Source organism: Serratia bockelmannii, from assembly GCF_008011855.1.
GTDB lineage: Bacteria > Pseudomonadota > Gammaproteobacteria > Enterobacterales > Enterobacteriaceae > Serratia > Serratia bockelmannii.
In genome coordinates this window covers 80,620-102,167 of record NZ_VOUX01000005.1, presented here as the reverse complement: position 1 = coordinate 102,167, position 21,548 = coordinate 80,620, and the positions used below count along the sequence as shown (strand labels likewise).

Annotated in this window: 20 protein-coding genes; 9 read left to right on the top strand and 11 right to left on the bottom strand. The window is 59.3% G+C overall.

Annotation, left to right across the window (positions count from 1 at the left end):
- Window positions 1-60 precede the first annotated feature (60 nt).
- Complete coding sequence (locus FOT55_RS09250) at window positions 61-1,182, top strand: ribosomal protein uL16 3-hydroxylase (protein WP_004941161.1); 1,122 nt, start codon at window positions 61-63, stop codon at window positions 1,180-1,182.
- 41 nt (window positions 1,183-1,223) lie between these two features.
- Here FOT55_RS09250 and FOT55_RS09245 read toward each other — a convergent pair whose 3' ends face one another.
- The 5 genes from FOT55_RS09245 to pepT all read right to left on the bottom strand — a co-directional run bounded on the left by FOT55_RS09245 (window position 1,224) and on the right by pepT (window position 7,858).
- The gene (locus FOT55_RS09245) at window positions 1,224-2,312 is read right to left on the bottom strand and encodes a malate/lactate/ureidoglycolate dehydrogenase (RefSeq protein WP_147823434.1); all 1,089 of its coding nucleotides are present in this window, start codon (window positions 2,310-2,312) and stop codon (window positions 1,224-1,226) included.
- A gap of 262 nt (window positions 2,313-2,574) precedes the next feature.
- Window positions 2,575-2,832, bottom strand: coding sequence for a hypothetical protein (locus tag FOT55_RS09240; RefSeq protein WP_060432908.1), 258 nt, complete (start codon window positions 2,830-2,832; stop codon window positions 2,575-2,577).
- Window positions 2,832-4,679, bottom strand: a complete 1,848-nt coding sequence (locus tag FOT55_RS25405; protein ID WP_238476098.1) for an S-type pyocin domain-containing protein — start codon at window positions 4,677-4,679, stop codon at window positions 2,832-2,834. Before FOT55_RS25405 ends, FOT55_RS09240 begins: the two co-directional genes overlap by 1 nt.
- Window positions 4,680-5,175: 496 nt before the next feature.
- Entirely contained in the window at window positions 5,176-6,315 is a 1,140-nt protein-coding gene (locus tag FOT55_RS09230) for a tail fiber domain-containing protein (protein ID WP_141997850.1), read from the bottom strand.
- Window positions 6,316-6,628: 313 nt separating this feature from the next.
- Complete coding sequence (pepT, locus tag FOT55_RS09225) at window positions 6,629-7,858, bottom strand: peptidase T (RefSeq protein WP_147823394.1); 1,230 nt, start codon at window positions 7,856-7,858, stop codon at window positions 6,629-6,631.
- A 57-nt stretch (window positions 7,859-7,915) separates the two neighbouring features.
- Between pepT and FOT55_RS09220 the strand changes: the two genes are divergently transcribed.
- The 6 genes from FOT55_RS09220 to FOT55_RS09195 all read left to right on the top strand — a co-directional run bounded on the left by FOT55_RS09220 (window position 7,916) and on the right by FOT55_RS09195 (window position 14,140).
- Window positions 7,916-8,188, top strand: coding sequence for a hypothetical protein (locus FOT55_RS09220; protein WP_147823393.1), 273 nt, complete (start codon window positions 7,916-7,918; stop codon window positions 8,186-8,188).
- Between the two features lie 25 nt (window positions 8,189-8,213).
- The gene (gene potA / locus FOT55_RS09215) at window positions 8,214-9,329 is read left to right on the top strand and encodes a spermidine/putrescine ABC transporter ATP-binding protein PotA (protein ID WP_147823392.1); all 1,116 of its coding nucleotides are present in this window, start codon (window positions 8,214-8,216) and stop codon (window positions 9,327-9,329) included.
- Window positions 9,313-10,173, top strand: coding sequence for a spermidine/putrescine ABC transporter permease PotB (gene potB / locus FOT55_RS09210; protein ID WP_147823391.1), 861 nt, complete (start codon window positions 9,313-9,315; stop codon window positions 10,171-10,173). Before potA ends, potB begins: the two co-directional genes overlap by 17 nt.
- On the top strand, window positions 10,170-10,952 hold the full coding sequence (potC, locus tag FOT55_RS09205; protein WP_147823390.1) for a spermidine/putrescine ABC transporter permease PotC: 783 nt from the start codon (window positions 10,170-10,172) through the stop codon (window positions 10,950-10,952). Before potB ends, potC begins: the two co-directional genes overlap by 4 nt.
- Window positions 10,953-11,170: 218 nt before the next feature.
- Window positions 11,171-12,730, top strand: a complete 1,560-nt coding sequence (locus FOT55_RS09200; protein WP_147823389.1) for a PTS transporter subunit EIIC — start codon at window positions 11,171-11,173, stop codon at window positions 12,728-12,730.
- A gap of 24 nt (window positions 12,731-12,754) precedes the next feature.
- On the top strand, window positions 12,755-14,140 hold the full coding sequence (locus tag FOT55_RS09195; RefSeq protein ID WP_127146171.1) for a family 4 glycosyl hydrolase: 1,386 nt from the start codon (window positions 12,755-12,757) through the stop codon (window positions 14,138-14,140).
- 17 nt (window positions 14,141-14,157) lie between these two features.
- Here FOT55_RS09195 and FOT55_RS09190 read toward each other — a convergent pair whose 3' ends face one another.
- Window positions 14,158-14,868, bottom strand: a complete 711-nt coding sequence (locus FOT55_RS09190; RefSeq protein ID WP_147823388.1) for a MurR/RpiR family transcriptional regulator — start codon at window positions 14,866-14,868, stop codon at window positions 14,158-14,160.
- A 236-nt stretch (window positions 14,869-15,104) separates the two neighbouring features.
- Here FOT55_RS09190 and potD point away from each other — a divergent pair, with 236 nt between their 5' ends.
- Entirely contained in the window at window positions 15,105-16,148 is a 1,044-nt protein-coding gene (gene potD, locus FOT55_RS09185) for a spermidine/putrescine ABC transporter substrate-binding protein PotD (protein WP_049207158.1), read from the top strand.
- A gap of 48 nt (window positions 16,149-16,196) precedes the next feature.
- On the opposite strand, the gene cobB is transcribed toward potD, so the two are convergent.
- From cobB to lolC, 5 genes are all read right to left on the bottom strand, one after another.
- Window positions 16,197-17,033 carry a Sir2 family NAD+-dependent deacetylase gene (gene cobB / locus FOT55_RS09180; protein WP_016928086.1) on the bottom strand — a complete coding sequence of 279 codons (837 nt, stop codon included), beginning with the start codon at window positions 17,031-17,033 and terminating at the stop codon, window positions 16,197-16,199.
- Between the two features lie 91 nt (window positions 17,034-17,124).
- Window positions 17,125-18,042 carry an N-acetylglucosamine kinase gene (gene nagK, locus FOT55_RS09175; protein WP_147823387.1) on the bottom strand — a complete coding sequence of 306 codons (918 nt, stop codon included), beginning with the start codon at window positions 18,040-18,042 and terminating at the stop codon, window positions 17,125-17,127.
- 53 nt (window positions 18,043-18,095) lie between these two features.
- Window positions 18,096-19,343, bottom strand: coding sequence for a lipoprotein-releasing ABC transporter permease subunit LolE (gene lolE / locus FOT55_RS09170; RefSeq protein WP_025302503.1), 1,248 nt, complete (start codon window positions 19,341-19,343; stop codon window positions 18,096-18,098).
- Window positions 19,343-20,047, bottom strand: coding sequence for a lipoprotein-releasing ABC transporter ATP-binding protein LolD (gene lolD / locus FOT55_RS09165; protein ID WP_004941120.1), 705 nt, complete (start codon window positions 20,045-20,047; stop codon window positions 19,343-19,345). Before lolD ends, lolE begins: the two co-directional genes overlap by 1 nt.
- Complete coding sequence (lolC, locus tag FOT55_RS09160) at window positions 20,040-21,242, bottom strand: lipoprotein-releasing ABC transporter permease subunit LolC (protein ID WP_004941116.1); 1,203 nt, start codon at window positions 21,240-21,242, stop codon at window positions 20,040-20,042. The genes lolD and lolC overlap by 8 nt, the downstream gene beginning before the upstream one ends.
- 38 nt (window positions 21,243-21,280) lie before the next feature.
- Between lolC and FOT55_RS09155 the strand changes: the two genes are divergently transcribed.
- The gene (locus FOT55_RS09155; RefSeq protein WP_016928090.1) at window positions 21,281-21,541 is read left to right on the top strand and encodes a hypothetical protein; all 261 of its coding nucleotides are present in this window, start codon (window positions 21,281-21,283) and stop codon (window positions 21,539-21,541) included.
- The last annotated feature ends 7 nt before the right edge of the window (window positions 21,542-21,548 follow it).

Here is a 21,548-nt window from a genome sequence, read left to right as displayed (position 1 = left end):
ACGGGGCCAAACTTCCGTTATAATCGCACTCAGGCTCACTCCTCTATCCTGGAATAGAACATGGATTATCAATTAGATCTGGACTGGAACGATTTTTTGCAACGCTATTGGCAAAAGCGTCCGGTGATTCTGAAGCGCGGCTTCAAAAACTTTATCGATCCGATCTCCCCGGATGAGCTGGCCGGGCTGGCGATGGAAAACGAAGTGGACAGCCGCCTGGTCAGCCACCAGGACGGCCGTTGGCAGGTTGCGCACGGCCCCTTCGAGAGCTTCGATCACCTGAGCGAAAACAACTGGTCGCTGCTGGTGCAGGCGGTGGACCACTGGCATGAGCCTTCCGCCGCGCTGATGCGCCCGTTCCGCCAGCTGCCGGACTGGCGGATGGATGACCTGATGATCTCCTTCTCGGTGCCTGGTGGCGGCGTCGGCCCGCACCTCGATCAGTACGACGTGTTCATCATTCAGGGCACTGGCCGCCGCCGCTGGCGCGTCGGGGAAAAAACGCCGCTGAAACAGCACTGCCCGCACCCAGATCTGCTGCAGGTCGAACCGTTCGACGCCATCATCGACGAAGAGATGGAGCCGGGCGACATTCTCTACATTCCGCCGGGCTTCCCGCATGAAGGCTACGCGCTGGAAAACGCGCTCAATTACTCGGTGGGCTTCCGCGCGCCGAACGGCCGCGAGCTGGTGAGCGGCTTCGCCGATTACGTGCTGGCGCGCGAGCTGGGCAGCAAACGCTACGGCGATCCGGACGTTAAACTGCGCGAACACCCGGCGGAGATCCTGCCGCAGGAAGTGGACGCCTTACGGCAGATGATGCTGGATCTGGTGCAACAGCCGGAACACTTCCAGCACTGGTTCGGCGAGTTCATCTCCCAGTCGCGCCACGAGCTGGATCTGGCGCCGCCGGAGCCGCCGTATCAGGCCGGGGAAATCTACGAACTGCTGCAACAGGGTGAAGCGCTGCAGCGCCTGGGCGGGTTGCGCGTGCTGCGGGTCGGCGATCGCTGCTTCGTCAACGGCGAACTGATCGACACCGACCAGCTGCAGGCCGCAGATGCCCTGTGCCAGCACTTCAGCGTCGACGCCGCCCTGCTCGGCGACGCGGTGGACGACCCGTCATTCCTGGCGCTGCTGACCGCGCTGGTCAACAGCGGCTATTGGTACTTTAACGACTGATTGCGAGTACGCGAACAAGCCGCCCTATCGGGTGGCTTTTTTTATGCCTGCCGCGCCTGCGCGCGAAAGCCGGCCAGCGCTTCATTCGCCATGCCCGCCTGCTCCGCCGCCGCGCAAATCTGCCGCCAGGTATTGGCGTCTATCGGTATGCCCTGCTCCAGCCGCGCCGCGCGGTTGGCCTCTTCCCATTCTCCCGGCACCGCGATCGGCTGTTCGCCGCTCGGCGGCGACGCCTTCACCCAGCCGATAAACGCTTCGGCCTCGGCCTGCATTTGCGGGGCGTCGAAGGCCTGAGGATCGAGGATCAGGGTCGTCATGCAGTTGAAGATGGCGTCGCTGTCGGCTTTCAGCGTAGCGTCGTGGGTGGTGCGGCCGCCGGAGAGCGCGCCGCCGAGGATCTCGCACATCGCCGCCAGCGCATAGCCTTTGTGCAAGCCGAACGGCAGCAGCGACCCGAACGGCGCTTCGTGCATCACCTTCGGTTCGGTGGTGGGTTGCCCGTGTTCGTCGATCAGATAGCCCGGCGCCACCGACAAGCCTTTGTTATAGGCCACCCGAGTCTTGCCGAAGGCGATGCCGCTGGTGGCGAAATCCAACAGCAGCGGCGTGCGGCCCGGCCGCGGGAAAATGGCGCAGAACGGGTTGGTGCCGAAGCGGCGATCGCTGCCGCCGAACGGCGCCACCATCGGATCGCCCACCACGTTGACGAAGTGAATCGAGATAAAACCGGCGCGGGCACACTGTTCCGCCCAATAGCCGATGCGGCCGATATGGTGCGCATTGTGCAGCGCCACCGCCGCCAGGCCCAGCTTGCCGGCGCGTTCAATGCCCAGCGCCATCGCTTCGCTGGCCACCACCTGACCGAAGCCGCGCGCGCCGTCGAGCGTCAGCACCGCGCCAGCGTCGCGCACCACTTCGGCGTGCTGATTGAGCTGTAATTGCCCCTGCGCCAACGACGCCATGTAGCTGGGGATCATGCCGACGCCGTGCGAATCGTGCCCGGCCAGATTGGCCTGCACCAGATGATCGGCCACCAGCTCGGCTTCGCGCGCCGTACTGCCGGCCTGGCGCCAAATCGCCTGAACGAACTGCGCCAAATGCGGGCTGGCGATACGGTATTCGGTGCTCATCATGCGGTCCTTATGCGTGGGGAATGTGCCTCCACACTATGAGCAACGCCTTGTTGCGGCAAGCGATTATGCCGATCGCAAGCGTCCCGTTTTAACTACAGTGTCCGCACGTTAGCCTGCGACAAAAATAGCGGGCGCCGCTACTTTAGCCCCCGGCAAAAGGCTCTCGTTACGGTGCCCTTCCACCTGCCAAAAAAGAAAACCCCCAACAAACTTTCGTTTGCTGGGGGTTAAAGATGCACTAATCAGACCATAACTATGGCTATTCGATACCGTATTTTTTCTCGGTTACGAATTTCGGCTCTTTCCAGTTGGGGCCTTTCACTACTTTTCCATTTTGATCTTGAAGCACCCCTTTTTGGAATAATGCATCATAAGTAGAAGAGAGCTCCCCGCTGGAAATTGCATCAAAGCGATTATAGGTATATAGACGATCCAATTTACGGTAATCAGCGGTCGGCCCCAAAAAAGTTAGCACATCTTCTACACTTTCATTTTTAACGATATCTTTTAAAGGCATTATTTCTTCCCTCCCATAGCATCTTTCAGTTCCTGTTCATATGCGGCTTGTAGGGCCCCATCTGTATAAAGCGCCTGTTCCTTTTCATTTATTCTATAGTCTTCAAGCGTAGCAGTATGTGTATTATTCCATACGGCCTTCTGTTCTTGAACACTGTGCGGAACCTCACCATCTTTTATGCCAAGATTCCTGTACCTCTCCAACTCTCTGATTTCATGAGTATAAAATCGCCTATCAGTGTCAGTAGGTTGTAGCTCCCCTTTCAAAATTTTATCCAAACGGTCAATCATCACTTGGTTTTCCGGAGTCTGTTCAAAACGCCCTGTATGCAGCTTCACCTTATCCACGCCGGCACGGTCGATGCTAGCCCCTTTCCAATCCAGGATCTGAATGGGGCCCCCTGCTTTATTGGTGTTGTATTCACGCCCGCTGTATTTGCCCCTGGCGTTGGTTTCACCATAGGGCTTGCTCACCATCACATAAACAGCTTCAACTCCGGTTTCCAGCGCATCCGGCTGCCACAGGATAAAATCTTGCAGATCCTGCACCACATCCGCCGGGAAGGTGGTAACCACGATGCTGTCCGCCTGCCTGATGCCGGTGCCGGTATGCACTGGCGATTTGGGCCCCGGTGAGCCGTTGCCGGTATGCGCCGGCGCAGCCGGCCCGGTCGGCACCGGGTTGATCAGTATCGTTCTGGCCGGCGCGCCCGCCACCGCCGGCAGCGTGATTTTGTCCAGCCCCGTCAGGTCATCGCGAACGGGTCTGAATACCGGCACGCTCGGCGATACGCCGCCGACGCCCGTTCTGACGAAGTTGACGCTCTGTCTCCCGTTATCGTCAGTGGTGATAAATCCGCGCACCGGCAAATCGACCGAGGTCATGCCGGGCTGAATGGTCGCCCTGCCCGCCGCCGCCAGGCTCGCCTGCAGGGCAAACAGATTGACATCCCGCCCGGGCACCCGATCACTCCCTGCACCGACCTCCGTCGGGTAGAAGCCGAGAGCAAAAGCCCCCAGCACCGATCCGGCGGCGACCGCGGTGCCGGCGCGTATACTGCCGACTTCGTAGGCCGCCCGCCACGATGCGCTCGCTGCCCAGCCGGCCAGTTCGCTCGTGGTCGTCATCACACCTTGCCCGACCATCGACGTCTGCAGCATGGCGGGGGCGCGGTTGAGCACCATGGCGCCTGCCGCCGCCAGCGCCGCATTGGCCGCTTTTAGCTTTTCCGGCGTATACGCCGGAGCGTCCATAATACCCGCTTTAGCGAACAACGCTTTTCTGGCGGCTTCCACCTTGCGGGCCTCTTCAGCCTTACGGGCTTCCTCGGCTTTGCGAGCCTCTTCAGCCTTACGAGCCTCTTCGACTCTGCGGGCCTCTTCCGCCTTTCGGGCCTCCTCAGCTTTACGGGCCTCTTCGGCCACTTCTCGTTCTACCTGTTTAAATTGTTGATAGGCCGAGGTCAAAGAAGGTACTTCGACATTGCGTTGCCGATACCCTGTGCGATCGTCCCCTTTGCCGCCTCCGTTGATTTCATATTGCTCCGTAATTTCGGTCATCATCCTATTATTATCAAGCCAGAAACCCGACGGGATTTTTCCATTAAGCACCTCGGAATAGGTGGCTAATGACGCCTTATCCTCTGCGGCAGAATTGTTGCCGTTATTGTTCCCGTTGGGTACGTTCTGATAATTACCGATTCTGTGATTGGTTTCGATATTACCGGCGAACACGATCCCGCCTTGAGCAGGCAACCCCACGCCAAGTACATTTTTAACTTGTGAGACAGAGGTAATAGCCTTGCTGACGGCGGCTTCATCGGTTGTACGAATTTCACCAACCTGCACCTGTATTTTTCCGTCAGCCCCAACACTTTTCAAAGCTACCTTTGCATAAGGTGTAACCGCACGTACTTTTTTTGTAACTCCTTCAGGATATTACTAACTTTAGGGTCATTTTTGATAGCGTTAACCTGTCGCCGTATTGCCGCTCCTTGGGAATCTCCACTGCTGCTACTGTCCCTGCCACCGTTACCGTTCCCATTACCTCCATCCCAGTTGGTACTGTTATCTTGACCGGGATTTAAACCGTGTACTCCATCGATATGCACATCCCCCATGCCAGGAATATTTATATCCATAGATCCACCGTGCCCTACATTTGGCCCCTGATCTGAAGCCCCACCTTTAACACCGCCAATTGGGCCACGGCTGTCTTTTCCATCTCCGCCACTCATGTGTCAGTCCTTTATTTCGTTATTCGGCAGCAGAGTAAATTCTTAAGTGCTTATTACCAGCAACACCGTCGATTAATACTCTGCGCAACCTACAAAAATTTTATTAATCAGGCGTTCGCAATCGCTTTTTCCAAAGCAACCAATCGAGCTTCAAATGCTTCGCGCTCGGCATCTCGAAGTGAGCGCTCTTCCTTAAGCGCCTCAACCAGCAACGCCACCACGCCGTTGATATTGATGCCCCGCGCGTCCTTCAGCACGCTGCCGTCGTTGAGCTTCAATTCGGTTTGGGTTACCGACTGCGGCAATACGCTCTCCACTTCCTGAGCGATCACCCCGGCCTCCGGCACGCCCTGTTTGAGGTAGGTGTAGCCGCCTATCTTGGCCAGCTTGTCCAATGCGCCGTCAATTTGGGTGATGTCCGTTTTCATGCGGGCGTCGGAGCTGCTGTGCCAAGCGCCGTTGGTGAAGGCGTTTCCATTATTACGGAATTCAAATAGGCCACTGCTTTTGTCATCACCAACCTGAATCTCCACAAACTGGTTTTCCCGTATCCGCTCGCCAAGGTACAGGTTGGCATAGACTCTTCCATTTCCCTGCAGGTGCAGACCATGGGTGACGCTTAACGCGTCATTTTTTTTGACAACCCCTTCAGCCCAGAACCAGCCATTGGGATTGCGCTTGGTCAATTGCCCCACCGAAAGCTCAGCGTTAGGCTTCACCTGGAGTTCGTTCCAGTTTCCTTTCATGTCACGATAAGACAGCAGGCCGTAATCCTGCTCATTGCCGACAATCCGTGAGCCCATCAGCATCGTTGAGGTCTTATCGCCGCTGGTGAACTTGCTCTCAACAGGGGAAGAATAATAGATTTGTCCATTGATAAGCGGGATCGGACCAGTGGTCGAGGTGGAGATACCCGCGTTGTGCGAGACCATCGCCCCGCCGGAAATGTCCACCCCATTGCGCAAGGCAACCCGGCCAGACGCCAAATTGAACGAGAACGGGCGCAGGGTGTTCCACTGTCCGTTAAGCGCTTGGCCACCCGGCGTCGTCAGCGCATAAAAATCGCGTCCATCATTACGCAGCATCACGCCGGTATTGCCATTTGCCAGCCGAAAACCGTTGGCCGATTTGGAGACGATTTCACCGTCGCTGACCACGCGCTGGCGCAGCGTAGAAAGCGATTTCAGTTCCGCGATATCGTCATTAACGCCGTTAATCACCTGCGCATTTTTCTTTTCTTCTGCCATGATTGTTACCCTCTTACGTCCTGTTTGATGGCGGTTAACAGCGCTCATTCCCCCAGCATTCCCCGGCCACTGGGCTCACCGCACCGAAGCTGTAAAACCGGTTAAGCACACAGCAACACTGTATGCATAACCAGAACTTTATCTCGAAGAATAATGGGATTCCCTCACCACGGGTTGTGTGATGAACGGGACAACCAAGCGGCGGGAACTATAAAGAGAACAGAAGCAGAGAACGGCGGGCGCGCTGAGCCCCTCCGGGCATATCAGAAAAAGGAATACGGGCCGGCGCAAGCCGGCCGGGGAACGAAGGGGTTTACCGCGCCCGCTCGGCGGCCAGCGCCGCGATGCGCATGATCACCGCCACCGCTTGCTCCATGCCTTCCAGCGTCACGAACTCGTGCTTGCCGTGGTAGTTGTAGCCGCCGGTGAACAGGTTCGGGCACGGCAAGCCGCGGAACGACAGCTGCGCGCCGTCGGTGCCGCCGCGGATCGGTTTCATCACCGGTTCGATGTCGCAGTCGCGCATCGCCTGCTGCGCCAGCGCGATCACGTGCGGGTGCTCCGCCACCTGTTCGCGCATGTTGTAATAGCTGTCTTCGATGCTCACTTCGATATAGCAATCGCGCGGCAAGCCTTTGCCGACCTCGTGGGCGATGTCCACCATTTTGCGTTTGCGCGCCTCGAACCCCTCGCGCTCGAAGTCGCGCAGGATATAGTGCATTTCGGCGCGCTCTACGCTGCCCTTGATGCTGCTGAGGTGATAAAAACCCTGGTAGCCTTCGGTGGTCTCCGGCGCTTCGTCCGCCGGCAGCGCCTGATGAATGCGGGTGGCCAGCGACAGCGCGTTGACCATCACGCCCTTGGCGCTGCCGGGGTGCACGCTGTTGCCGAGGATTTTGATCGTCACCGAGGCGGCGTTGAAGTTCTCGCACTCCAGCTCGCCGACGCCGCCGCCGTCCACGGTGTAAGCCCATTCGGCATTGAAGGCCGCCACGTCGAACAGCTGCGCCCCCTTGCCCACCTCCTCGTCCGGGGTGAAGGCCACGCGGATGTCACCGTGCGGGATTTTGCGCGCGCGCAGGCGCACCATGGCGGTGAGGATCTCGGCGATGCCGGCCTTGTCATCGGCGCCCAGCAGCGTTTTGCCGTCGGTGGTGATCAGGGTCTGCCCCAGCATCTGGTGCAGGATCGGGAACATCACCGGCGACAGCACTTCATCGCCGATGCCGAGCGCAATGTCGCCGCCGCGATAGTTCTCGACGATTTGCGGATTGACGTGTTTGCCGCTGAAATCCGGCGAAGTATCCAGATGGGCGATAAAACCGACCGCCGGCACCGTCCAGGCGACGTTGCCCGGCCAGGTGCCCATCACGCAACCGTGTTCGCTGAGCGACACCCGCTCGAAGCCGAGCGCGATCATTTCCTGCTGCAACGCACGCGCCAGCTTCAACTGCCCGTCGGTGCTCGGCACATGCTTTACGTTCGCTTTGGACTGGGTGTCGAAAGAGACGTAGTTGAAAAAGCGGTCAAGTAGTTTGTCCATGGTAGCGGCCCCTCAGAATATCGCGTTTCATTATGCGGAACCGATCAGGATCAAATATTGCGTCAGGTCATTTTTAACCAGAATTCGCCAATATCATTAATCTTTGTGATGATTTCTGAGGGGAATAATGCTGTCATCACAGGGTCATTTGTCGCTATCATGATGAAAAACGCGGCATCTGGGCCGGATCGGCTTTCAATTCCGGCATTCAGCGTCTATCATGCGCGCTCGAAAAATTTCCATTGGCGTAACTGGTTTGAGCTTCATTTGATCAGCGGGCATCCCACAAGCTCCGGCAGTCTTTTCCAGTTGCGGTTCTATCTGCATTAGCCCACGGGATAGAGTAATACGATAAATGACTGAGACATCCTCTCGAGCACCCCTTGTTGAACTGCATGCCCTGAGCAAAGCGTTCGATGGCAAAACCATCATTGCCGATCTCAGGCTGACGATTAACCACGGCGAATTCCTCACCATTCTCGGCCCCTCCGGCTGCGGCAAAACCACGGTGCTGCGCCTGATTGCCGGTCTGGAAGACGCTGATTTGGGCCGCATCGTGCTCGACGGCCAGGACATCACCGCCATTCCAGCCGAACATCGCCACGTCAACACCGTGTTTCAGAGCTACGCCCTGTTTCCGCACATGTCGGTGTTCGACAACGTCGCCTTCGGCCTGCGCATGCAAAAGGTGCCGGCGGCGGAACTGACGCCGCGCGTGGAAGAGGCGCTGCGCATGGTGCAGTTGGATGCCTTCGCCAAGCGGCGGCCGGGGCAGCTCTCCGGCGGCCAACAGCAGCGCGTGGCCATCGCCCGCGCGGTGGTCAACAAACCGAAGGTGCTGCTGCTGGACGAATCGCTGTCGGCGCTGGACTACAAGCTGCGCAAACAGATGCAGAACGAGCTGAAGGCGCTGCAGCGCAAGCTGGGCATCACCTTCGTGTTCGTTACCCACGATCAGGAAGAAGCGCTGACCATGTCGGATCGCATCGTGGTGATGCGCGAAGGCCGCATCGAGCAAGACGGCACGCCGCGTGAGATCTATGAAGAGCCGAAGAACCTGTTCGTCGCCAGCTTCATCGGCGAGATCAACATCTTCGACGCAGTGGTCCTGCAACGTCTCGATCCGCAGCGGGTGCGCGCCAACGTCGAAGGCCGCGAGTGCGACATCTACGCCGATCTGCCGGTAGAGCCGGGGCAAAAGCTGAAAGTGCTGCTGCGCCCGGAAGATCTGCGGGTGGAAGAAGTGAACGACAGCGCGCAACACGACGGGCTGATCGGCTACGTGCGCGAGCGCAACTACAAAGGCATGACGCTGGAGTCGGTGGTCGAGCTGGAGAACGGCAAAACGGTGATGGTCAGCGAGTTCTTCAACGAAGACGATCCGGACGTCGATCACTCGCTCAATCAGAAGATGGCGGTAACCTGGGTTGAAAGCTGGGAGGTGGTGCTGGCCGATGAAGAAATCGCGTAAAGTCTTCCAGAATGTGGTGATCGTCGGCGTCGTCGCCTGGCTGCTGCTGTTCGTGTTCATGCCGAACCTGATGATCATCGGCACCAGCTTCCTGACCCGCGACGACGCCAACCTGGTGCAGATGGTGTTCACGCTGGACAACTACCGGCGCTTGTTCGATCCGTTGTACGCCCAGGTACTGCTGCACTCGCTGAACATGGCGCTGATCGCCACCCTATGCTGCCTGGCGCTCGGCTATCCGTTCGCCTTCATCCTGGCGCGCTTGCCGCAGAAGGTGCGGCCGCTGCTGCTGTTTCTGCTGATCGTGCCCTTCTGGACCAACTCGCTGATCCGCATCTACGGCCTGAAGCTGTTTCTCAGCACCCGCGGCTATCTCAACGACGCGCTGCTGTGGATCGGCGTCATCGACAAGCCGCTGCGCATCATGTACACCTCGGAAGCGGTGATCCTCGGCCTGGTGTATATCCTGCTGCCGTTTATGGTGATGCCGCTCTACTCCAGCATCGAAAAACTCGATAAGTCCTGCCTGGAGGCGGCGCGCGATCTCGGCGCCAGCAAGCTGCAGACCTTTATCCGCATCATCGTGCCGCTGACCATGCCGGGCATTATCGCCGGCTGCCTGCTGGTGGTGCTGCCGGCGATGGGGTTGTTCTTCGTCGCCGATCTGATGGGCGGTGCCAAAAACCTGCTGATCGGCAACGTGATTAAAAGCCAGTTCCTCAATATCCGCGACTGGCCCTTCGGCGCGGCCACCAGCATCTGCCTGACGCTGGTGATGGGGCTGTTGCTGCTGGTCTATTACCGGGCCGCCCGCCTGCTGAACAAGAAGGAGGATCTGGCATGATCGGACGTCTGCTGCGCGGCGGCTTTATGACGCTGGTATACGCCTATCTGTATATCCCGATCGTCATCCTGATCGTCAACTCCTTCAACGCCTCGCGCTTCGGTATCAACTGGCAAGGGTTCACCACCAAGTGGTACAGCACGCTGCTGAACAACGACAGTCTGCTACAGGCCGCGGGCCACTCGCTGACCATGGCGGTGCTCTCCGCCACCTTCGCCACCCTGATCGGCTCGCTGACCGCAGTGGCGCTGTACCGCTACCGCTTCCGCGGCAAGCCATTCGTCGGCGGCATGCTGTTCGTGGTGATGATGTCGCCGGACATCGTGATGGCCATCTCGCTGCTGGTGCTGTTCATGCTGCTGGGTATTTCACTTGGCTTCTGGTCGCTGCTGTTCTCGCACATTACCTTCTGCCTGCCGTTCGTGGTCGTGACCGTCTACGCGCGCCTGAAAGGCTTCGACGTGAAGATGCTGGAAGCCGCGCGCGATCTCGGCGCAAGCGAGCTCACCATTCTGCGCAAAATCATCCTGCCGCTGGCGATGCCGGCGGTGGCGGCCGGTTGGCTGCTGAGCTTCACCCTGTCGATGGACGACGTGGTCGTCTCCTCCTTCGTCACCGGGCCGAGCTACGAGATTTTGCCGCTGAAGATCTACTCGATGGTGAAAGTCGGCGTCTCGCCAGAGGTCAACGCGCTGGCCACCATTTTGCTGCTGCTGTCGCTGGTGCTGGTGATCGCCAGCCAGTGGGTGATGCGCGATCGCTCCCCCAAGGCCGAATAACCCTTCCCGCCGGGCGCTGCCGCGCCCGATTGTGATCCCCTTCACAACCGGCACCGGTTGTCACTCCCTGACCATCGGTGCCTATTTCCGCCCCGCCGATTGCAGCGGCGAAAACTTCCCCCTATAACTGAATCCAGGCAAGGTGCCTTATTTTTTCTCGCTTCCAGGGAGTTTATTCAGCAACGTCGTCATCCATTAAAATATAAAAAGGAACTGCCATGAAAGGTATTATCGATAATATCTTAAACAAGCTGCAGCTTTTCTCCAAAGCCATGATGGGGCCGATATTTTTCCTGCCGGTAATCGGTCTGATCCTGGCGCTCAGTTCTATTCTTACCAATGCCACATTAATCAATGAACACTCCGCCGTCTTCTCTATCGGTAAAATGATCGGCGATACCTTCTGGCCGTTATTCGGCAACCTCGGGCTGATTTTCTGCATCGGCATTACCTACGGCCTGGCCAAAGACAAGAAAAGCGAAGCGGCGTTGGTCGCGGTGATGTGCTTTATCATGTTCCTCGGCGCCAATTCGTCCTATCTGCAACTCAGCGGCCACGTCGCGGCCAAGATCAACGGCGAATATTACGGCACCGGGCAGACGGAACTGCTGGGTTTTACCGTGGTGGATATGGGCATTTTCCTCGGTCTTATCCTCGGCGTCACGATCGCCTGGGTGCATAACCGCCTGTGCAACGTCGAACTCAACGGCGTGTTCTCGGTCTACGGCGGCGCCAAGCTGGTGCTGATTGCCATGACGCCGATCATCATGCTGTACGCCGTCGCCTTCAGCTACCTGTGGCCGGCTATCTCACAGGGCCTGATCGCGCTCACCGGCTTTATGAAAAGCGCCGGCTCGCTCGGGGTATTCGTCTACGGCTTCTTCGAGAAATTCCTGATCCCCACCGGGCTACACCACTTTATCTGGTCGCCGTTCCAGCTCACCAGTATCGGCGGTTCGATCGTACAAGAAGGCCAGACCGTCTCCGGCTCGCAGGCGATTTTCCTGGCCTACATGCGCGACCCAAGCATCTCGCCGCTGATGAACGAGGCGCTGCGTTTCTCGCAGCAAGGGATGGTGACCATCTTCGGCCTGTCGGGCGCGGCATTGGCTTTCTATCACACCGCCAAACCGGAAAAGAAAATGCTGGCCAAGGCGATTCTGATCCCGGCCATCACCACCTCGATCCTGGTCGGCATCACCGAGCCGATAGAGTTCACCTTCCTGTTTATCTCTCCGCTGTTGTGGGTGATCCACGCCGTGTTGACCGCGCTCTCGCAGGTAGCCTGCAACCTGTTCCAGGTGCGCCCCTGGGGCGCCAGCGGGCTGGTCGAGTTCCTGGCCTACAACCTGCCGCTGCCGGTCTCTCTCACCCGCTGGCCGCTGTATGTGGTCATCGGGCTGGTGCAGTTTGCGGTGTATTACCTGGTGTTCAAAACGCTGGTGCTGAAGCTCAATCTGAAAACGCCGGGCCGTGAAGATGATCAGGACGTCAAACTCTATTCCAAACAGGATTACCGGAACCGTAAAAATACCCCGGACGAGCCAAGCGGCATCATTATTCGCGCGCTGGGTGGCAAGGAAAACATTATTTCCGTCGATAACTGCTTTACCCGGCTGCGGGTGGAATTAAAGGATATGGCGCGGGTGGATGAGGCCGCGTTGAAAAGTACCGGCGCCAAAGGCGTGGTGAAGAATCGCCGTGAAGTGCAGGTGATTTACGGCGTCACGGTCGGCAAGGTCAAAAATCAGGTAGAGAAATATTTAGCGGCACTCTAACGCTTTATTAATGGGAGATATCGAATGAAATTAACCGTTCTCGGCGGCGGCGGCGTGCGTTCCCCGTTCCTCGCCAAATCCATCGCCTATAACGCCCATCGCATCGGCATTACCGAAGTGGTGTTTATGGATACCGATGAGCGCCATCTGGCGATCTACGGCGCCCTCGCGCAGGGCGTATTCCAGCGCATTCGCGGCGACATTGCTTTCAGCCTCAGCAGCGATCCGCGCCAGGCGCTGCAAGACGCCGATTACATCATCACCACCCTGCGCATCGGCGGCGAGGAAGGCCGCATCCATGACGAGCGCATCGCGCTCAATCACCAGTTGCTCGGGCAAGAAACCACCGGCGCCGGCGGCTTCGCCATGGCGATGCGTTCAATTCCGGCGATCCTCGACTATTGCCGCCTGATCGAGCAGCTTTCCTCGCCGGCGGCGGTCTTGTTCAACTTCACCAATCCTTCCGGCATGGTGACCGAGGCGATCATCAAATCCGGCTTCCAGCGCCGGGTCTACGGCATCTGCGACGCCCCCAGCGAGTTTATCCGCGAACTGGCCGAGCTGCTGGACTGCCGCGAAGACCAACTGAGCGTCGACTGCTTCGGCCTCAACCATCTTTCCTGGTTCCGCAATGCGCGCGTCAACGGCGAGCCGGTCACGGAACAGTTGCTGGCGGATCCGCGCCTGTATCGCGATACCTGCATGAAATACTTCTCGCCGGAGCTGGTGGCGCTGTCAGACAATTTGATGCTCAACGAGTATCTCTACTATTACTACTACCGTGAGCAGGCGATCGCCGCCATCGTCGCGGGCGGCGAGACCCGCGGCGAACAAATCGCGGCGATCAACCGCCAAATGCTGTCAGAGTTAGGCGAGCTGGACATCCCCCACCAGTTGGAACACGCCTTCTCTGTCTACTTCAGCCATTATCTGCAGCGCGAAAACTCCTACATGCAGCGCGAGTCCAACCAGGGCAAGGTGAAAAAACGTGAGATGCTGACGCTGCAACAGTTTATCGAGCAGCCGGACAGCGGCGGCTATGCCGGGGTGGCGATCGACATTCTGGAGGCGGTCAACAGCGGCCGGCAAAAACGCGTAGTGGTATCGATGCAAAACCGCGACTCGCTCGATTTTCTGCACCCGGAAGACGTGATCGAAATCAGCTGCGAATTGAGCAGCGCCGGCATTCAGCCGGTAAAAATGCGCGATATTCCCGACACCCAGAAAAACCTGATTTCGCAGGTGAAAGAGTACGAACGGCTGGCGGTGGCGGCGATCCTGACCGGCAACCGCCAACTGGCCATCAAGGCGCTGATGGTGCACCCGCTGGTCAACTCCTACTCGCTGGCGAAAACGCTGGTGGAGGAGTACCTGCTGGCCCACCGTCAGTATGCCAGGCACTGGCGCTAAACGGTGCGATGCGGCCGTCAGCGGCCGCGTCGTTCAAACCAGGCGGTGATCACATTCTCGAATCCCAACAGACAGTGGCCGAAAAATGGGTTGGGATAGTAGATATCGTGATCGTATTTTTGCCGATCCTCAAACAGAAAGGTCATATCGGCCTGCTGCGCCAGCGGGCTGTCGCCGTCGCCGCAGAAGGCCGCCAGCAGAATGTGATTACGCTTCACCGCCTCGCTCCAGCTCAGCGCCGAGCCGCTGTTGCCCGACTTTGAAATCACGATCACCATGTCGAAGCGAAAGCGCGTCTCGCGGTCAAGAATGTCGAAATCCGGCCACAGCGACAGGTAACTGTCTACGCCCAGCGTCATAAACTTGTTGTACATATACTGCGCCACCAGCTGTGAAAAACCGCTGCCGTGGATCAGGATCTTGCCGCTGCCGAGCAGATCGAGAAACTGCGCCTGCTGGGCCGGCGGTGCCGCCGACGTAGGGCGTGCCGCCTGGTAGGCCGGCGCCATCGTCAGGTTGAACTTGATGAAATAGACCAGTTCGAGATAGCCGCGAAAGCCCAGCTTTTTAGCCAGCCGCACCAGCGTCGAGGGGGAACTGTAGCAGCGTGCGGACACCGCGCGGATGCCGTCGTCGATGCAGGCGTCCGGGTTGTCGAGAATGCAGTGCAAAATCGTCAGATCCGTCTTGCTGAGCTCCGCCTGGCTGAAGACCTGTTTGAAATTCATCGCCGCCCTCGTTTATTCGCCAAAATTATTGTTTCGCACGCGCTTCACCGCCTGTCCAGCGCGAGACACACAAATTGTGATGCGCTTTAAGCCGCCGAACCCCTTGATTTGCCAACGGGATAACCGCCTTTACCCACCCCGCCCCGGCCCCTATAATGGCCCCTTTCTGGGGTATGGCGCGGCCGAAAACGGCAGCCCATACGGGTTCGGCTCACTACTGCTGAAGGATACGCTGCATGAAAAAGTGGTCACATCTGCTCGCAGCCGGGATGATGGCGCTGAGTTTCTGCTCTGCAAACGCCTCTGACGGCAAGACACTGTACTTTTATAACTGGACTGAATACGTCCCGCCGGGGCTGCTGGAGCAGTTCACCAAGGAAACCGGCATCAAGGTGATCTATTCCACCTATGAATCCAACGAAAGCATGTACGCCAAGCTGAAAACCTACAAAGACGGCGCGTACGATCTGGTGGTGCCTTCCACTTACTTCATCGCCAAGATGAGCAAGGAAGGCATGCTGCAAAAAATCGACAAGAGCAAGCTCAGCCACTTCAAGGATCTCGATCCCACCCTGCTGAACAAGCCGTTCGATCCCAACAACGACTATTCCATTCCTTACATCTGGGGCGCTACTGCCATCGGCGTTAACAGCGACGCGCAAGATCCCTCTACCGTTACCGCCTGGGCCGATCTGTGGCAACCGCAGTACAAGGGCCGCCTGCTGTTGACTGACGACGCACGCGAAGTGTTCCAAATGGCGCTGCTCAAGCTGGGCTATTCCGGTAACACCACCGATCCGAAGGAGATCGAAGCTGCCTACCACGAACTGCAAAAATTGATGCCAAACGTGCTGGCCTTCAACTCCGACAACCCGGGCAACCCGTTTATGGAAGGGGAAGTCAACGTCGGCATGGTGTGGAACGGTTCGGCCTTTGTGGCGCGCCAGGCCGGCACGCCGCTGGAGATCGTCTGGCCGAAGGAAGGCGGGATCTTCTGGATGGACAGCCTGGCCATTCCGGCCAACGCGCGCAACGTCGAAGGGGCGCTGAAGCTGATCGACTTCCTGCTGCGGCCGGAAATCGCGGTGCAGGTGGCGGAGACCATCGGTTACCCGACGCCGAACCTGGCGGCGAAGAAGCTGCTGTCGCCGGAGATCGCCAACGATCCGTCTCTCTACCCGGATAAGACGGTGATTGAGCACGGCGAGTGGCAAAACGACGTCGGCGACGCCAGCACGCTGTACGAAAGCTACTTCCAAAAGTTGAAAGCCGGGCGCTAATACGCCCCGCCATCACATCAGGGCGCGCAGTGCGCCCTGATGCCTTTCTCAGGGCCTGTCGGCCCGCGCCACCTTGCCCACCAGGAATTTGTGCACAAAACGCGGCACCACTTCACTGGCCAGACCGTAGTGTTTCTCGTCGAACTGGCTTTCCACCTGACTCGGCTCCAGGTTCAGCTCCATCGCATAGGCGCCGCCCAGCCGCGCCTCATGCACGAACCCGGCCGCCGGATAGACGTGGCCGGAAGTGCCGATGGCGACGAAGAAATCGGCCTTGCTCAGCGCCTGGTAGATGTCGTCCATGCCCAGCGGCATCTCGCCGAACCACACCACGTGCGGCCGCAGCGGCGCCGGGAACTGGCAGCAATGGCAACGATCGTCGACGCTGAGATCACCGGGCCATTCGAACACCTGCCCCGACTGGGTGCAGCGCACCTTCAGCAATTCGCCGTGCATATGCAACACCCGCTTGCTGCCGGCGCGCTCATGCAGGTTATCGATGTTTTGCGTGACCAGCAGGAAGTTGTCCCCCAGCCACTCTTCCAGATCCGCCAGCGCGCGGTGCGCGGCGTTCGGGACGATCTCCTCCGTTTGCAGCTGACGGCGGCGTTCGTTGTAAAACGCCTGCACCAGCGCCGGATCGCGCTGGAAACCTTCCGGCGTGGCGACGTCCTCCACCCGGTGCTCTTCCCACAGCCCATCCGCGGCGCGGAAGGTGCGAATGCCCGACTCGGCCGAAATGCCGGCCCCGGTCAACACCACCACAAACGGCTTTTTCAGCTCTGCCGCCGCCATGGTGTCACGGTGAAAAATACGTGAACGAAAGCGCTGATGCAGCACATGCTTACTCTTGCGAAACTGACACAGCCGATGGCGAGTGTGCATTAACTCTCTCCTTACTTTTCCCTGTTTACCCTTCTTACTGGACGTTGCGGCGTTGTTGACTGCATATATTCACGCCTGGCCGCAACGCCCATTACGTTGGGCGAGCCAAATTGAGAAACGCTGCGCCGCGCACGCCGCCGGCGTCGCCATAGCGCGCTTTCTCGATGCGCGGTAGCCGGGCCACCCGCAGCAGGTGAGCCGGCAGCCGCTGCGGCAACGCCTGATAAATGGCGTCGAAGTTCGACAACCCGCCACCGATCACCACCAGATGCGGATCCAGCACCGTCAGCAGGTTGCCCAGGCAGATCGCCAGCACGTCCATAAAGCGGTCGACGTGGGCCATCGCCTGCGGCTCACCCGCCTGATAATGCGCAATGATCTCGGTGGCAGGCAAGCGCCGGCCATAGAAATGGGCGTACATCCATTCGAAACCGCGGCCCGATATGTAATTTTCGATGCAACCCTGATGGCCGCACCCGCAGGCAACGCGAGGCACATCACGCCCCAGCACCTCGAGCGCGTCCACCGGCAGGCGCAAATGGCCGAACTCGCCGGCGATATAGTTGCGCCCAGGCACCGTCTTGCCGTCGACGATCAGGCCGCCGCCTACGCCGGTGCCGAGGATGATGCCCAGCACCGTCGGGTAGCGGCGGAACTCGTCGTCCCAGGCTTCCGACAGCGCAAAGCAGTTGGCGTCGTTATCGACCCGCACCTCGCGCCCGATCAGCGCCGCCAGATCGCGCGGCAGCGGACGCCCCATCGCCGCCGGCACGTTGGCGGTAAACAGCGTGCCGTCATCGTCGTTGGGCAGGCCCGGAATACCGATGCCGACGCTGCCGCGCCGGCCGCAAAACGCATCCGCCTCCAGGGTCAGATCGCACAGCGTGGCCAGCAGTTGCCGATAATCGTCGCGCGGCGTCGGCACCCGCTTTTGCCAAATGCGCCGCAGGTTGTCGTCGAACACCCCCAGCTCAATCTTGGTGCCGCCCATATCGAAACCGTAGTACATAACCCATCCCCAGGCTAAAAAAACGGGGCGGCATCGCTGCCTCCCCGTGGGTTTTATTGTCCGCTCAGCACCCGCGCCGGATCGATGCGGCTGGCGCGCCTCGCCGGATACCAACTGGCCAGCAGGCTCAGCACGATGGCGGTCGCCAGCACGATCAGCACATCCAGCCAGTGCAGCTCGGAAGGCAGGAAGTCGATGAAGTAGATATCGCCCGACAGGAAGGAATGGCCGACCAGTTTCTCGATGCCCCGGATGATGTTGGTCAGCTGCAGCGAGGCGATCACCCCGATCACCACGCCGCTCAGGCTGCCCAGCAGCCCGGCCAGCAGCCCGTACCAGATGAAGATGGCGCGGATAAAACCGTCTTTGGCGCCCAGGGTACGCAGCACTGCGATGTCGGCGCTTTTGTCTTTCACCGCCATCACCAGCGTGGAGACAATGTTGAAGCAGGCTACGCCGATCACCAGCACCATCGCCAGGTACATGATGGCGCGGATCATCTGGATGTCGCGATACATATAGCCGTACTTGCCGATCCAGCTTTTGATGTAGATATAAGAATTGGTCACTTCGCCGGCGTCGCGCACCAATTTGTTGGCGGCGAACACGTCGTTCATCTTGAGCGCGATACCCGTGACGCTGTCACCCATGTCGAGATACTGCTGCGCATCGGCCAGCGGCACCAGCGCCAGGCTGTGATCGAGCTGGCCGCTGAGCTGCAAAATGCCGGTCACATGCAGGCGAATGCGCTTCGGCTGCAGCAGCTTCATTTCCGGGTCGCTGTTGGGGATCATCACCGTGACATAGGCGCCCTGCTTGACGCCCAGCGCGTCGGCCACGCCCTTGCCGAGGATCACCTGCTGCTCGCCGGGCTTGAAGTTGGCCCAGGCGTCGCCCTGCACATACTGCGGCAGCGCGCTCAGCCGGCTCTCCTGCTGCGGATCAACGCCTTTGACTTCCACCGCGCGCAGCTGCGCGCCGTTTTCCATCAGGCCGGTAAAGTTGATGTACGGTGCGGCGGCCACAATGCCTGGCACCTTTTCCACCCGTTGCAGAATCGACGGCCAGCCGCTGAACGGCTGATTGACCGGTTCGAGTTCGCCATGCGGCACCACCGCCAGAATGCGGTTCTTCAGCTCGCGCTCAAAGCCGTTCATCGCGCTCAGGCCGACGATCAGCACCGCCACCCCCAACGCAATGCCGATGGTGGAGATAACCGAGATCAGCGACACCATGCCGCCGCGTTTACGGCCGCGGCTGAAACGCAGGGCCGTCAGGAAGGACAGTGAGGCTCCCGCCATTACTCGGCCCCCATCAGGGTCAGCTGCGCCTGCAGGTGGCCGTCGGCCATTTCCAGCTGGCGGCTCAGACGCTTGGCCAGCTGCAGATCGTGCGTCACCACCAGGAACGCGGTGCCCTGACGCACGTTCAGCTCGCCCAGCAGATCGAAGATGCTGTCCGCGGTGCGTTTATCCAGGTTACCGGTCGGTTCGTCCGCCAGCACCAGCGCCGGGTTGTTGACCAGCGCGCGGGCGATCGCTACGCGCTGACGCTCGCCGCCGGAAAGCTCGGACGGACGGTGTTTGCTGCGCTTTTCCAGCCCGACCGCCGCCAGCATCTCCCGCGCTTTCTCCTGCGCCTGCGCCGGTTTGGCGCCGCCGATCAGCAGCGGCATGGCGGCGTTTTCCAGCGCGGTGAAGTCCGGCAACAGGTGGTGGAACTGATAGATGAAGCCCAACTGGCGGTTGCGCAGCTCAGCCTTGGCCGCCGAAGACATGGCGTTCAGCGATTCGCCCTTGAAAATCACCTCGCCGGAGGTCGGTGAGTCCAACCCGCCCAGCAGGTGCAACAGGGTGCTCTTGCCGGAACCCGAGCTGCCGACGATCGCCATCATTTCGCCCTGCTGCATAGCAAAGCTGACGTTGCGCAGCACGTCGGTGTGCAGGTTGCCTTCCTGATAGGTCTTGCACAGGTTGTCACACTGCAACAAAAGATGGTTACTCATAACGTAAAGCCTCAGCGGGTTGTACGGCGGCAGCGCGCCATGAAGGATAAAGCGTGGACAATAGGGAAACCGCCATCGCCACCACGGCGATGATCGTCACCTGCAGCGGATCGACCGCCACCGGCAGCGAAGCGCCGTCGATCAAGGCGCCGAGGATCGGCATCAGGTTATTCAGGTTGGTGGCCAGCAGCACGCCGAGCAGCGTGCCGAGCAGCGAACCGATGATGCCGGCGCTGGCGCCCTGCACCATGAATACCGACATGATCTGGCGGCGGGTCAGCCCCTGGGTCTGCAGAATGGCAACCTCGCCCTGCTTCTCCATCACCAGCAGGCCGAGCGACGTAATGATGTTAAACGCCGCCACCGCCACGATCAGGCTGAGCAGCAGCCCCATCATGTTCTTCTCCATGCGCACCGCCTGGAACAGCTCGCCCTTGCGATCGCGCCAGTCTTTCCAGACGGTGCCCGCCGGCAGCGCCTGTTGGCTGAGGGTATCGACCGTCAGCGGCTGTTGCAGGAACAGGCGCCAGCCGGTGATGTTGCCGGCCGGGTAACGCATCAGGCGCGAGGCATCCTGTTGGTTGACCAACAGCTGATAGCCGTCCACCTCGCTATTGGCATGGAAGGTGCCGATGAGGGTGAACAGGCGCTGGCTGGGGATGCGGCCCATCGGTGTGAACTGGCTGGCGCTCGGCACCATCACGCGCAGCGAATCGCCGCGCTTGACGCCCAGTTGCCCCGCCAGCTGTTCGCCGATGATGATGTTGTATTGGCCCGGCTGCAGCTGTTGCTGCTTGACGTTGACCAGATAGGGGGTTAGCGGATCGGCCTCGTCGGGATTGACGCCAAGCATCACCCCAACCGCCACGCTGCGGGCGCTTTGCAGCACCACGTCACCGGTGGTCAGCGGCGCAACGCGCGTGACGCCCTGCAGCTTCTGCACCTCGGAGGCCGGCAGCTGCTGCGGGTTGACCGATCCCTGTGGACTGGTGACCAACGCCTGCGGCATCAGGCCGAGGATGTTGTTCTCCAGATCCTTTTCGAAACCGTTCATCACCGACAGCACGGTGACCAACGCCATCACCCCCAGCGTAATGCCGATGGTGGAAAGCCAGGAAACAAACCGCCCGAAGCGGTCTGAGGCTCGCCCGCGCATGTAGCGCAGGCCAATGAATAACGCGACAGGTTGATACATGAAATCCGTTTGATAGCCGTGGCTTAAGCAAAGTGATCATGGATAATAAAGGCTCTCCCTCGTTTAGGGAACACCCGACGGCCTTTTATTGCGTGGCGGCGAAGAGGGAGACGGCGGCAGCTTCGCGCGTTATTTATCCTCAGCCGCAAAAAACAGACGGCATTAACCGGTTAAATAACCGGCAGAAAATTGATGAGCAGCGCTTTTTGCTGTGTCAGTTTGCCGGCCGCTGGGCTACTATAAACAGCATAAAGGCGCTGGGTTATCCGTGCCGGGACGCCATCCAACACATTGATTAAAGATACC